Annotated in this window: 11 protein-coding genes; 3 read left to right on the top strand and 8 right to left on the bottom strand. The window is 73.8% G+C overall.

Translation table 11 applies throughout. The features are described from left to right. The first annotated feature begins 23 nt into the window (after positions 1–23). A complete protein-coding gene (locus tag H0S66_RS08740) occupies positions 24–977 on the top strand; it encodes a hypothetical protein (RefSeq protein ID WP_179615049.1) in 954 nt (317 codons plus the stop codon). Positions 978–997: 20 nt separating this feature from the next. On the opposite strand, the gene H0S66_RS08735 is transcribed toward H0S66_RS08740, so the two are convergent. Together H0S66_RS08735 and H0S66_RS08730 are read right to left on the bottom strand one after the other, a co-directional pair. Further along, positions 998–1,744, bottom strand: a complete 747-nt coding sequence (locus H0S66_RS08735) for a hypothetical protein (RefSeq protein WP_179615048.1) — start codon at positions 1,742–1,744, stop codon at positions 998–1,000. A 34-nt stretch (positions 1,745–1,778) separates the two neighbouring features. Next, positions 1,779–3,968 carry an MMPL family transporter gene (locus tag H0S66_RS08730; protein WP_179615047.1) on the bottom strand — a complete coding sequence of 730 codons (2,190 nt, stop codon included), beginning with the start codon at positions 3,966–3,968 and terminating at the stop codon, positions 1,779–1,781. Positions 3,969–4,114: 146 nt separating this feature from the next. Between H0S66_RS08730 and H0S66_RS08725 the strand changes: the two genes are divergently transcribed. Further along, entirely contained in the window at positions 4,115–4,873 is a 759-nt protein-coding gene (locus H0S66_RS08725; protein ID WP_179615046.1) for a TetR/AcrR family transcriptional regulator, read from the top strand. A 20-nt stretch (positions 4,874–4,893) separates the two neighbouring features. Here the strand turns inward: H0S66_RS08725 and H0S66_RS08720 are convergent, their stop codons facing one another. After that, positions 4,894–5,592: an NAD-dependent deacylase gene (locus H0S66_RS08720; protein ID WP_179615045.1), complete on the bottom strand. Its 699-nt coding sequence runs from the start codon at positions 5,590–5,592 to the stop codon at positions 4,894–4,896. A gap of 338 nt (positions 5,593–5,930) precedes the next feature. Between H0S66_RS08720 and H0S66_RS08715 the strand changes: the two genes are divergently transcribed. Then, on the top strand, positions 5,931–6,800 hold the full coding sequence (locus H0S66_RS08715) for a sulfotransferase family protein (protein WP_179615044.1): 870 nt from the start codon (positions 5,931–5,933) through the stop codon (positions 6,798–6,800). Between the two features lie 30 nt (positions 6,801–6,830). On the opposite strand, the gene H0S66_RS08710 is transcribed toward H0S66_RS08715, so the two are convergent. From H0S66_RS08710 to H0S66_RS20425, 5 genes are all read right to left on the bottom strand, one after another. Continuing rightward, on the bottom strand, positions 6,831–7,748 hold the full coding sequence (locus H0S66_RS08710) for a 1,4-dihydroxy-2-naphthoyl-CoA synthase (RefSeq protein ID WP_179615043.1): 918 nt from the start codon (positions 7,746–7,748) through the stop codon (positions 6,831–6,833). Positions 7,749–7,849: 101 nt separating this feature from the next. Continuing rightward, entirely contained in the window at positions 7,850–8,455 is a 606-nt protein-coding gene (locus H0S66_RS08705; protein ID WP_179615042.1) for an ACT domain-containing protein, read from the bottom strand. 9 nt (positions 8,456–8,464) lie between these two features. Then, positions 8,465–8,923, bottom strand: coding sequence for an ATP-binding domain-containing protein (locus tag H0S66_RS20430; protein WP_258017177.1), 459 nt, complete (start codon positions 8,921–8,923; stop codon positions 8,465–8,467). After that, positions 8,884–10,188, bottom strand: a complete 1,305-nt coding sequence (locus tag H0S66_RS08700; protein WP_420873736.1) for an AAA family ATPase — start codon at positions 10,186–10,188, stop codon at positions 8,884–8,886. The genes H0S66_RS20430 and H0S66_RS08700 overlap by 40 nt, the downstream gene beginning before the upstream one ends. 175 nt (positions 10,189–10,363) lie before the next feature. Next, positions 10,364–12,367: a 3'-5' exonuclease gene (locus H0S66_RS20425; protein ID WP_258017175.1), complete on the bottom strand. Its 2,004-nt coding sequence runs from the start codon at positions 12,365–12,367 to the stop codon at positions 10,364–10,366. Positions 12,368–12,867 lie beyond the last annotated feature (500 nt).

The raw sequence follows: 12,867 nt of genomic DNA, 5'->3' as shown, positions 1-12,867 counted from the left end.
CCACGGGATGGGATCATCCTGCGGTGACCCTCCCCCTGGCCCTGCGCCGCGTCCTCTCCGTGCTCCTGCTGCTGCCGGCGGTGGCGCTGCTGCCGGTCGCGCTGGGGTCGTGGTGGCTCGACGCCGTCGTCGCCGACACCGAGGGGTACGTCGAGGCGGTCGGTCCGCTCGCCGAGCGGGCCGAGGTGCGCAGCGCGGTCGCCTCGCGTGTCGAGCCGGCCGTGGTGCGGGCGGTGGACGTGCCCGGGAGGGCCGAGCAGCTGCGCCGCCAGATCGGTCGACCCGCGCTCTCGCGCTACGAGCGCCGCGTGGGCGAGCAGGGCACGGCGGCGCTCCAGGCCTACGTCGAGGACGCCGCCGGGCTCGCCACCACGCGGGTCGTGGAGTCCCCGGCCTTCGAGGAGCTCTGGCGTGCCAGCAACCGCAGCGCCCACGCCGCGCTGATGGACCTCCTCGAGGACGCCCCGGGGACGGGCGCCGACGCGGTGAGCATCGACCTGCGCCCGGTGGTCGACGCCGCGCTGGTGCTGCTGCGCGCCGAAGGGCTGGTCACGACGAGGTCAACGGTCGAGAGCACGGTCACCGGGTTCTCGGTGGCGGGATCCGAGGACCTCGACCTGGGCCGGAGCGTCTATCAACGAGTCGACAGTCTCGGCCTGGCCCTGCCCCTGACCTGCGCCGCCCTCCTCGCCCTGGCACTGCTCGTCTCGCCGCTGCGCCGCCGGACCGCGGTGGTGGCCGGGCTCATGGCCCTGTTCTCCGTGGGTGTGCTGGCCCTGACGCTCGTGGCGGCACGGTCGTTCCTGCAGTCCGCGGTCGACCCGGGCGAGACACGCATGCTGGTGCTCAACGTCTGGGACGCGCTGCTGGGCGGGCTCTGGACGGCCGTGGTGGCGACGCTGGTCGTGAGCGCGGTCGTGGCGCTCGTCCCGCTCGTCGTGCGCCGTCGGAACCCGACCGCGAGTCAGCTGGGCTGAACCGGCCGGCTCGCGGCGGCTCAGAGGTTGTCGAGGTCGACGGTGTCGTCGGCGGCGGGCGCCTCGACCTCGACGGGCTCGTCGAACTCGGAGAAGTCGACCGTGCCAGGCTCCTCCCCCTCGGTCTTCTCGATGCGCAGCAGCAAGTGCGGCTCCTCGACGGCGATGTAGCCCGTCGAGACCTCGCCGTCCTCGTCGGTCGAGACCACCGCGACCGCGGAGACCCCGTCGACGTCGCTGACCTCGCCCGTCTCGTACGTCGTCCCCTCGTCGGCCTCGTCGAGCAGCTCCTCGAGCAGCTGGTCGAGGTCGCAGAGCTCGGCGAACCCCTCGTCGCCGCCCAGCACGACCCAGCGCCCGTCGACGAGCTCGATGATCTGGTCGGCCTGCGCGCCGCCCTGAGCGCGCCAGAACTCCTCGCTGGGCCGGAACCAGGTCTCGCCGCCGGCGCTGAGCACCTCGGCGTCGGCGCCGTCGACGCCGATCGTGCCCGTGCAGTCGCCGCCGCTGCTCGAGGCTAGGTCGATGGAGATCTGCTCACCGTCGACGGTCAGCTCGCCGGTGACCCGCAGGCTCTCCAGCTCACCCATCGCCGCCGCCGCGGCGTCGCGGACCTCGGCGCCGTCCTGCTCGGCGAACGCCGAGGTCTCGGCGCCGGTGGCGTCCCCGACGTCAGCGGTGTCGTCGTCGCTGCCGCAGGCGGCCAGCCCGGCGGTGGCCGTCACCAGTGCCGCGGCACCGGCCGCTCGTCGTACCCAGGTGCTCATGTGGTGTCGCCTCTCTCGTGGGTGCTGCCCACGATCACACCACGTGCGGCGTCCGCTCGGGAGTGTTCTCCACAGGGGTGGACGCGACCTCCTCGCGGAAGCCGTGCCGCGCCCACCAGGACGCCATCGGGGCGGGGGCGTACCAGTTCCAGCGCCCGAGCAGCTTCATCGTCGCGGGCACGAGCAGCGCCCGCACCACCGTCGCGTCGATGAGCAGGGCCACGAGCATGCCCACGCCGAGCATCTTCATGAAGACGATGCCGCTGGTGCCGAAGGCGCCGATGACCACGCCCAGCAGCAGTGCGGCGCTGGTGATGATCCGCCCGGTCTTCTGCACCCCGGTGGCCACGGCGAGGTCGTTGTCGCCGGTGCGGTCCCACTCCTCGCGCACCCGGCTGAGCAGGAACACCTCGTAGTCCATCGAGAGCCCGAAGAGGATCGCCACCATCAGGATCGGGTTGGTGGCGTCGAGGAAGCCCTGGGGGGTGAAGCCGAGCAGGTCGGCCAGGTGGCCGTCGCTGAAGATCCAGGTGACGACGCCGAAGGCCGCGGCGATGGAGAAGAGGTTCATCACGACGGCCTTGACCGGCAGCACCACCGACCCGAAGGCCACGAAGAGCAGCACCAGCATCACCACCACCACGACCAGGGCCATCCACGGCAGGTGGTCGGCGACCGAGTCGACGAGGTCGACGGTGTCGGCGCTCATCCCGCCCACCAGGGCGGTGCCGCTCGCCGGCTCGACCGCACGCAGGTCGCGCACGATCTCCTGGGAGCGCTCGGTCTGGCTGTTGCCGGTCCAGGTGGCGCGCAGCAGCGTGGCCTCCTCGTCGCCGCGGGCCTGCTCGGGGCCGGCGACCGTCTGCACCGTCCCCACCCCGTCGACCTGCTGGGCCGCGGTGACGTACGCCGCCACGTCGTCGGCGCGGGTGCCGCGCAGCAGCAGGCTCGCGGTCGAGGTCTCGGCACCGAACTCCTCGACGAGCAGGTCGGCGGTCCGGTGGGCCGGCGCGTCGGCCGGCAGCACCCGGTGGTCCACGCTGCCCCAGCGCACCCCGAGGAACGGGGCGGCCACCGCGAGCAGCACGACCACGGTCACGGCGATCACGGCCACCGGGCGGCGCATCACGCCGCGCGCCAGCACCGCCCATCGACCCCCGTCGGCGGCCTCGGCCCCGGGGCGCCGCCACGGCATCCGGCCGGCGTCGACCCGGCGGCCGAGCAGCCGCAGCACGGCGGGCAGGACCGTCAGCGCGGCCAGCATCGCCACGACGACCGCGGCCATGCCGCCGTACCCCATCGAGCGCAGGAAGCCCTGCGGGAAGATCAGCAGGCTCGACATCGCCGCGGCGACGGTCAGGCCCGAGAAGAGCACCGTGCGGCCTGCGGTGGCCATCGTGCGCCGGATCGCGGTCGCGGCCGCGTCGGGGTCCTCGACCGGGAGGATCGCGAGCTCCTCGCGGAAGCGGCTCACCACGAAGAGCGCGTAGTCGATGGCCAGCCCGATGCCGAGCAGCGAGATGATGTTGATCGAGAAGACCGAGACGTCGGTGAGGCCGGCGATCACCCGCACCACCGCCAGCGCGCCGAGCATCGCCACCAGGCCCACCATCGCCGGCATCAGCGCGGCGACCGCCGAGCCGAAGATGAGCAGCGCCAGCAGCACCACCAGCGGCAGCGAGATCAGCTCGGCCCGCTTGAGGTCCTTCGAGGTGATCTCGTTGACGTCGTTGTAGACGGCGTACGAGCCGGTGAGCCCGGTCTCGAGCCCGTCGGCCTCCAGCAGCGGGGCCAGCTCGTCGTAGGCGGTGAGGAAGTCGTCCTGGCTCTCCCCCGCGAGCGAGACCAGCACCTGGGCGTGGTGGCCGTCGGCGCTGACCAGCCCGCTGTCGGGCCCGGCGGCGTAGTAGGGCACCACCTGGGTGACCAGGTCGCCCGGGATGCCCGCCACGACCTCCTCGACCGCGGCGCGGAAGCCCCGGTCGTCGGCCAGCCGGTCCTCGTCGGAGTAGACGGCCACGACGTCGACCGTGCGGTTGCCGAAGAGCTCGCGCTCGGCCACCAGCTCGCGTGCGGTCTCGGAGGAGGGGTCGTCGAAGCCGCCCTGCTCGAGGGAGTCGAAGACACCGGCGCCGTAGGCCCCGGCGGCCAGGACGAGGGCGACGGCCACCAGCAGCACCGCGCGGGCACGACGGGCCACGAAGGCACCCCAACGATCGATCATCGGACCCAACCCCCGGTGCCACTGCCCCCGCGGCCGGTTGCCGTGACGGGGCATCATGAAAGTGAACGGTGTAAACCGTAAACGGTGTAAACTCCGGCTGTCAACGGCCCTCGGGAGCGGCCACACGACACCGAGAGGGAGCCCGGATGACCCAGACCGGCCAGCCGACGCGACGCGAGCGCCAGCGCGAGGCGACGTACGACGAGATCGTGCGGGTCTCCCGCGAGCTGCTGGTCGCGGGCGCGGAGCTGTCGCTGCGCGCGGTCGCCGCCCGGATGGGGATGACGGCGCCGGCGCTGTACCGCTACGTGTCCAGCTACCAGGACCTCGTCGACCTGGTCGCCTTCGAGATCGACAAGGCCGCCACCGCGCGGTTCGCCGCGGCCGCCGACACCCTGCCCCCCGACGACGTCGCGGGCCGGCTGGTGCTGTCGACGACGGAGTTCCGGATGTGGGCCCTCGACGCGCCCCGCGAGTTCGGGCTGGTCTTCGCCAATCCCGTCGCCGACCCGGTGTGCGGCCGGCGCGAGGCGCTGACGCTGTCGAGCTCGGGGCTGCTCTTCACCGACCAGATGCGCGCCATCTGGGAGCACCGCCGCTTCCCGGTGCCGGCGCTGGAGGACCTCACCGAGACCGCGCGCACCTCCGTGCTCGACCCGCTCATCCCCGCCGAGAGCGAGGGCATCGCGCCCGAGGACCGCGGGCTGATGTGGGTCTACATGCAGGGCTGGACCCAGCTGTACGGCGTCGTGGCGCTCGAGGTCTTCGGCCACATGGACCCGCGGCTGATCGAGAGCGGCGACATGTTCGTCGACGTGCTGACCCGCTTCGCGCCCACCATCGGGGTCACCGACGAGATGCCGCGCCTCGAAGTGCTGGTGCGCGAGCGGATCGCGCGCGGCTGAGCCCCGGACCAGGAGCGGGCTCAGGCGAGCCGGGCCCCGAGGAGCTGGTCGACCCAGGCCGGCACCAGCACACCGGCGGGGCCGTGCCGCGAGTCGTGGAACCACATCGACCCCTCGGAGGGCTCCAGGTTGAGCTCGAGGGTGCGAGCGCCGCTGCGGCGTGCGTGCTGCACGAACCCGGCCGCGGGGTAGACCGCGCCGGAGGTGCCGATGGAGACGAAGGTGTCGGCGCGTCCGAGGTGCTCGAGGATGCGGTCCATCTCGTAGGGGATCTCCCCGAACCACACGACGTCGGGGCGCAGCTCGGCGTGGCCGCAGCCGGGGCACGGCGGGTGGTCGAGCAGCTCGCGCTCCCAGCGCACCCGGCCCTCGCAGGCCCGGCACAGCGCCGAGAGCAGCTCGCCGTGCATGTGCACCACGTTGCGGGAGCCCGCACGCTCGTGCAGGTCGTCGATGTTCTGGGTGACCAGCAGCAGGTCGTCGCCCAGGGTCTCCTCGAGCCGGGCCAGGGCGTGGTGCGCGGCGTTCGGCTCGACCCGGGCCAGAGAGCTGCGGCGCTCGTCGTAGAAGCGCAGCACCCGCGAGGGGGCCGCCTCGTAGGCCTCGGGGGTGGCGACGTCCTCGACGTGGTGGCCCTCCCACAGCCCGTCGGCGTCGCGGAAGGTCGGCACCCCGCTCTCGGCGGAGATACCGGCCCCGGTCAGCACGACGACGCTCACGCGCCCAGGGTAGGCCCGTCGTTGCGGGGCGTGTGAGTCAGGACACCACGGTGAGATCGAAGTTCACGACGAGCCCCTCGACGGAGGTGGTCGTGGCCTCGACCTGCACGCGCCCTCGGCCTGAGAGCTGATGTTTGCGAGTGGTAGTCGCTCCCCCGGTTGCGACGGTTTCCCTGTGGGACTGGGACCATCGCGTCGAACCGGTCCTACTCCGCTTCATATGTGTCGTCCATGGTCTCGTTCTCGGGCTCCTGTCGCCTCTCGGTGTCCGAGGCAGTGGCGTCCGAGCCCGCCGCACTAGGCTGAACAGCTGCGTCGAGCCCGGCTATGCTCTAGAGGTGGACGAGGCGGCCGAGAAGCTTCCCTTCGAGTGCTTCATCGTCGGGGCCCAGAAGGCAGGCACCAGCACGCTGTTCGCGATCTTGGCGCGCCATCCCGCGGTCGCGGGTTCCGGACCGAAGGAACGGCACTTCTTCGACGACGAAACCCGTGACTGGTCCATGCCCGACTATTCATCGTACTTGGCGAACCGCACGAAGCCCCGGCAGCGATTCGGGATCGACGCGACACCCTCTTATTTGTTCTGGCCCGAGGCGCTCCCGCGGCTGCGCCGCTACAACAGCTCAGCGAAGATCATTGTCTCTTTGCGCGACCCCATTGATCGAGCCTTCTCGCAGTGGCTCATGACGTATGCGCGAGCCTTGAGTACCGGCAGGCGGTACCCGAGCTTCTCGGAACTCGTCTCTGATCAAACGCGCCACCCGGCGAAACTTCCCGGCAAAGCCTCCCAAGAAGTGCCCGCCCGCGAGGTGCGTCAGCTAACTGTCCTGCCTCGCGGGTTGTACGCCCACCAGCTGCGGCGGCTGCGGGACTACTTTCCGGACGAGCAGGTGCTGCAGGTCGACTTCGAAGAGGTGGTGACACAGCAGGATGCGTTGGCGCGCCGATGCTTAAACTTCCTCGGTCTGAGCCCGTTCCGAAAGCCGTTGTCCCCGGTCCGGGCCAACCCGTCGTCCGGCGCTCCTGGCGCTGCGGCCCCCACGGCTCGCGATGTCGCGGCACTCGTGGAGTACTACGCCGACGACTTCGGGGACCTCGCGAGCGAATCGACGATCGACACGGGCGGGTGGACCCTCGCCCGTGTCCTACGTAAGGACATGTCGGCTCAGGACGTAGCCGACCGCATGGCCCGGCGTCTGTCTCGCTAGCGCCTCGAGCTGTCGCGCTGCTCGGCCGCGTTAGTAGTACCAGGGGTAGGGCGACCAGTCGGGGTCGCGCTTCTCGAGGAACTGGTCGCGGCCCTCGGCGGCCTCGTCGGTCATGTACGCCAGACGCGTGGTCTCGCCGGCGAAGAGCTGCTGGCCGACCAGACCGTCGTCGATGGCGTTGAAGGAGTACTTCAGCATCCGCTGCGCGGTCGGGCTCTTGCCGTTGACCAGCCGGCCCCACTCCAGGGCGGTGGCCTCGAGCTCGGCGTGCGGCACGGCCTTGTTGACGGTGCCCATCTCGACGCCGTCCTGGGCGGAGTAGGTCTGGCCGAGGAAGAAGATCTCGCGGGCCTTCTTCTGCCCCACCTGGCGGGCCAGGTACGCCGACCCGAAGCCGCCGTCGAAGGAGCCGACGTCGGCGTCGGTCTGCTTGAAGCGGGCCTCCTCGGCGCTGGCCAGGGTCAGGTCGCAGACCACGTGCAGCGAGTGCCCGCCGCCGGCGGTCCAACCGGGGACCACGCAGATGACGATCTTGGGCATGAAGCGGATCAGGCGCTGGACCTCGAGGATGTGCAGCCGCCCCAGGCGGGCCTTGTCGACGGTCTCGGCGCTCTCGCCCTCGGCGTACTGGTAGCCGGCGCGACCGCGGATGCGCTGGTCGCCGCCGGTGCAGAAGGCCCACTTGCCGTTCTTGTCGCTGGGGCCGTTGCCGGTCAGCAGCACGCACCCGACGTCGCTGGTGGTGCGGGCGTGCTCGAGCACCCGCAGCAGCTCGTCGACGGTGTGCGGGCGGAACGCGTTGAGCACGTCTGGCCGGTCGAAGGCGACCCGCACGGTGCCGTGGGCGCGGGCCCGGTGGTAGGTCAGGTCGGTCAGGTCCTCGAAGCCGGGCACGACGTCCCAGGCCTCGGCGTCGAAGATCTCCGACACCCCGTCGATGGCGCTCATGACGAGCAGGCTATCGGCGCCCCCACGAGGTGTCGGAACGGGCCGGGTCGGCGCGAGATCTGCGCCGGGTCGGCGCGAGATCTGCGCCGGGTCGGCGGGAGTCAGGGGCGGGCGATGCTGACCGCGAGGGCGGCCAGGTGGCCGACCCGGGCGAGCTCGGAGTCCAGGAACTCGGGGCCGCCGCGGCGGCCCAGCAGCACGACCTCGTTGCCGCTGAGGTCGGCGGCGACGTAGATGTTGTTGTCATCGCCGTCGATCTCGATGCGCTTGGTGCGCACGACCTCGACGAACGGCAGCTCGGGCGGGGCCGCGTCGGTGGCGTGCAGGATGCCGTCGGCGCGGTGCACGCGGGCGGCCCAGTCGGCACGGAAGGTGACCGGCAGCAGGTCGACGAGCCGGTTGATCGCCTGGGCCGGGCTGGCGGTCAGCTCCTCGACGGCCTCGAGGTCGAGGAAGAGGTTGCCGCCGGCGGCGTACCGGCTGATCCAGACCACGCGGACATCGGGCAGCGCGTGGCAGGCCGAGACGATGGTGTCGGGCATGGTGCCGGGCACCAGGTCGAGCAGCACGTCGTCGACGGCCACGTCGTCGCGCTTCTCGACGATCTCGATCGCCTCGATGTCGCCGCCCGCCTCACCGATGGCGCTCGCCAGGCGGCCCAGCGAACCGGGGACGTCGGGCAGCTCGACACGCAGAAGGAAGGACACGCAACGACCCTAGCCCTCGTGTGTTGCGGGCACGTGACGCGCGCGGTCGGCGGCCGCGAGCCGCCGCGCCAGCCGGTCGCGCAGCCCCGAGGCCCGCTGTGCCTCGCGGGCCACCGCGGCGCGCACCGCGGCCTCCGAGGCGACCACCCGCACCTGCTGCTGGGCCCGGGTGATGGCGGTGTAGAACAGCTCGCGCGTCAGCAGCCGCGAGTCGGCCTCGGGCAGCAGCACGGTGACGTGGGCCGCCTGGCTGCCCTGGCTCTTGTGCACGGTCATCGCGTGCATCGTCTCGACGTCCTCGAGGCGGGCCGGTGAGAAGTCGCGCAGCCGCTCGGAGCCGGAGATCCAGGCCCGCAGCCGACCGTCGGGGGCGCGCACCACCGCGCCGGTCTCGCCGTTGTAGACCTCCAGCGCGTAGTCGTTGGTGGTCACCAGCAGGGGGCGCCCGACGTACCACTGGCCGAGCACGGGCTCGCCGACGTCGTCGGCCAGCCACCGCTCGACCTGCCGGTTCCACGAGCGCACGCCGTAGGGCCCGTCGCGGTGGGCGCACAGCAGCCGGTGGTCGTCGAGGGCCGCGACCGCCAGCTCGTGCTCGCCGGCCACGGCGCGTGGCCCCACCGCAGGGCCAGTCGAGGGAGTGCTGGCGCAGCGCGCCGGAGAGCACCTCGCCCGTCCGGGCCCGCCGCCGCGCCCGCCACCGCGCCCCGCCGGCCGCGCTCGACGAGCTCGACCTCGTCGCTGGGCCGGCGCAGCGTGGCCAGCACCTCGTCGGCGTCGCCGGCGCGCAGCGCCTCGGCCAGCTGCTTGATGTCCTCGGTGGAGCGGAAGTTCTCGGTCAGCGAGGCGACGGGCGAGTCGTCGGTGCCCTCGCCGAAGTGGTCGCCGAAGCCGCGCACCACGTCGGCCAGCACCGCGCCGGCGCCGACCGAGGTGAGCTGGCGCGGGTCGCCGACCAGGACCAGCCGCGCCTGCGGGCGCACCGCCTCGAGCAGACGCCCCATCATCGTCAGCTCGACCATCGACGACTCGTCGACCACGACGAGGTCGTGCTTGAGCCGGTTGCCGCGGTGGTGGCGGAACCGGGTGGCGTTGTCGGGCCGCCAGCCGAGCAGCCGGTGCAGCGTCATCGCCTCGGGGCGACCGACCCGCTCGCGGTCGGCCGGGTCGAGACCGGCGAGCTCGTCGAGCACCGCCTCCTGCAACCGGGTGGCGGCCTTGCCGGTGGGGGCCGTCAGCGCCACCGAGAACCGCTCGCCGCGGGCGGCGGCCTGGTCGGCGAGCAGCACCAGCAGCCGCGCGATGGTGGTGGTCTTGCCGGTGCCGGGACCGCCGGTCAGCACGGTGGTCCAGCGCCCGACCGCACCGACGGCGGCGCGCTCCTGCTGCTCGCTGAGCCGGTCACCACGGATGCGGGCGCGCGCCGCGTCGAGGGCCGCCGCGTCGACCACCGGGGGCCGGGCGCCCACCCGCTCGACGAGGTCGTCGCAGACCTGGCTCTCGAGGCGGTGGTAGCGGTCGAGGTAGACGGTGCCGTCCTCCAGGTGCAGCACCCCCTGGTCGACCAGCGGCGAGGCCGCCACCGCCTCGACCCAGCCGGCCGGGTCGGGCCACCCGGCGTGCTCGAGCAGGGCGGGCGCCGCCGCGAGGTCGACGCACACCGAGCCGGAGCGCACCCCGCGCACCGCCAGGGCGAGCGCGAGCTGCACCTGCTCGTCGTCCTCACCGGCCAGCGCCGAGACCCGGCGGGCGACGTGGACGTCGGCGGCCTCGAGCAGGCCGGTGTCGTTGAAGCCGGCCAGCAGACGGTCGCCGAGCGCACCCGGCGCTGGTCGTGGGCGGGCAGCGGCTCGGGCGGCTCGCCCGCTCCCGCCACGGCGCCGGTGCCCGTCGTGCTCGTCGGGCTGGTCATGGCCGTCCTCCGTCCAGCAGGTCCGAGACCGCCTCGAGCAGCGCCACCGGCGGCGTCCAGCGGAAGACCCCGCAGGGCTCGCCGTCGACGAGCGGGGTCTCTGCCCCGCACATGCCGCGCAGGTAGAGGTAGAGCACCCCGCCCAGGTGCTGCGCGGGGTCGTAGCCCGGCTGGCGCCAGCGCAGGAAGCGGTGCAGGACCACCGCGTAGAGCAGCGCCTGGAGCGGGTAGTCGGAGTGCGTCATCGCCGCGTCGAGCGCCTCGGGCCGGTAGGCGTGCGCGGTCAGCGGCTCGTCGGGCGGGCCCAGCCAGTTGGTCTTGTAGTCGACCACCAGGTAGCGCGGCGCCCCGCCCGCGCCAGCGGTGCGCAGCACGACGTCGACCGAGCCGGTCAGGTAGCCGCGCAGGGGCTGGTCGCCCAGGGCCGGCTGCTCGAGCGCGGCGGCGTAGCCGCGCACCGGGTCGCCGGCGGGCAGGTGCTCCAGCAGCAGCGGTGCCAGGTCGCCCAGGCGCACCTCGGGCCCGCCCTGGAGCGGGGCAGCCAGGTCGCCACCCGAGAGCGGCAGCTCGAAGTCCATCTCGCGCAGCCGGTCGCCCAGCGCGACGTCGCGCAGCCGCACCCCGGGCGCGGCGCTGCCGAGCGGGGAGTCGCACACCGTGACCAGGGCCCCGGCCAGCGCCTCCGGGTCGACGTCGACGGGCCACCAGACGAGCTGCTCGCGCACGTGGCCCAGCAGCTCGGCGTGCAGGTCGGGCGCCGCGGGGTCGGCGTGCTCGAGCACGCCGTGCACCAGGGACCCGAAGGTGGCCCCGACCGGCAGGTCGGCCATCGGGGAGGCGACCTGCAGCTGCGCCGGGACCGGCTGCGGCGCGAGCGTCGGGGGCAGGACCGGCACCGCCGTGACGGGCTCGTCGTCCTGGGGGGTGCGCTCCGGCTCGCTGCCCACGCCCGGCCCGGTCCCGCCGCCCGTGGGGGCCGTGGACGGGTCGGCGGTCAGGGTCGCGGTCAGCGCCGAGTACGACGTGCGCCGCCACGCCGTGTCGACGGCGCGCCCGAAGCGGCGCGCCGCGAGCGGGGGCGGCGCGCCGGGCGCGGGCACCGGCGGCGGGTCGGCCCACAGCGCCGCCTCGGGCGCCGGGCCACCGCGCCGGGCCCAGGCGCCGAAGAGGCCGACGACCTCGTCGTCGGAGGGCACCGGCGGCGTGCGCGGCACCACCGGCTCGCCCTCCGCCCGCGCGAGCAGCCGGTGCAGCGGCGAGGCCGGCGCGTTCTTGGTCGGCGCCCACCAGCACACGACCTGTGACTGCGCACGGGTCATCGCCACGTAGAGCAGCCGCAGCCACTCCCCCGCCTCCTCGTCGCCCCAGCGGCGCACGCTGTCGCCCCAGCCGTCGGCGCCGGCGTCGCGCGGGCCGCCGACGTCGAGGCACCGCTCGCCGTCGTCGTCGTGGAAGAGCGGACGCACCGGCTTGGGCACGAACCGGTCGGCGAGTGCGGGCAGGTAGACCACGGGGTACTGCAGGCCCTTGCTGGCGTGGATGGTCACCAGCTGCACGGCGGCGGCGTCGGAGTCGAGGCGCCGGGTGCGCTCGGCACCCCGCCCGGCGCGGCCCTCGGCGACCTGCTCGCGCAGCCAGGCCAGCAGCGAGACCAGGCCGAGGTGCTCGCGCTGGGCGGTCTCGTGGAGCGCCTCGCCGATGTGGCGCAGGTCGGTCAGGCGCCGCTCGCCGCCGACCTCGCGCAGCACCCGGGCGGGCAGGCCGCCGGCCGAGGCGGCCTCCATCACCGCGGCGACGCCGCGGCGGGCGGCCAGGTCGGCCCAGCGGCGCAGCACGTCGGCGACGTCGTCGGTGACGTCGTCGGGCGTGCGTCCGCCCGGTCCGGGGTCGCCGGCGAGCTCGGCGGCCGTGCGGCCGAGGAAGCAGGTCAGGGCGGCCGCGCGGACCCGGGCGCTGCGGTGCGGCTGCTCGAGGGCCTCCAGCAGGCTCAGCCACTCCACCGCGGCCGGGGGCGAAGACGCTGCCGCCGCCGGCGATCACGGCGGGGACGCCCTCCTCGAGCAGCGCGCGCTGGGCGGCGGCCAGGTCGGCGTGGCGGTAGGAGATGACCGCGACGTCGCGGGGCTCGAGCGGTCGGCCGTCGAAGGTGGCGCCTGAGGCCAGCAGGCGGCGCACGTCGAGGGCCAGGTCGCGGGCGACGTGCGGGCGCACCTGGGCGACCGGCAGGGCGACGCCGGGCCCGCGCCGGAAGGTCTCGCGGCGCACCGCCCGCAGGCGCAGCGGCGCGGCCACCGGGGCGCCCAGGAGGCGGCGCTCCTGGTGGTGGGCGGTGACCGGGTGCACGACGATCTGCTCGTCGCCGAGCTGGGCGCCGGCGAGGAGCTCCTGGGTGGCCTCGAGCAGGGCGCCGTCGCTGCGCCAGTTGACCGCCAGGGTCTCGTGCCGGTCGGCGCTGCGGGCCGCGGCGAGGTACGTCGTGACGTCGCCGCCGCGGAAGGCG

The sequence above is a fragment of the Nocardioides marinisabuli genome, assembly GCF_013466785.1.
GTDB classification, from domain to species: Bacteria; Actinomycetota; Actinomycetes; order Propionibacteriales; family Nocardioidaceae; genus Nocardioides; species Nocardioides marinisabuli.
Note: the sequence above shows the minus strand (reverse complement) of the source record. Positions and strands in the feature narration are given on the sequence as shown.

Excerpts from the sequence above, each read along its gene's own strand:
- H0S66_RS08725 (WP_179615046.1), top strand. The coding sequence starts at position 4,115 with ATGACCCAGACCGGCCAGCCGACGCGACGCGAGCGCCAGCGCGAGGCG.
- H0S66_RS08730 (WP_179615047.1), bottom strand. The coding sequence starts at position 3,968 with ATGATCGATCGTTGGGGTGCCTTCGTGGCCCGTCGTGCCCGCGCGGTG.
- H0S66_RS08710 (WP_179615043.1), bottom strand. The coding sequence starts at position 7,748 with ATGAGCGCCATCGACGGGGTGTCGGAGATCTTCGACGCCGAGGCCTGG.
- H0S66_RS08735 (WP_179615048.1), bottom strand. The coding sequence starts at position 1,744 with ATGAGCACCTGGGTACGACGAGCGGCCGGTGCCGCGGCACTGGTGACG.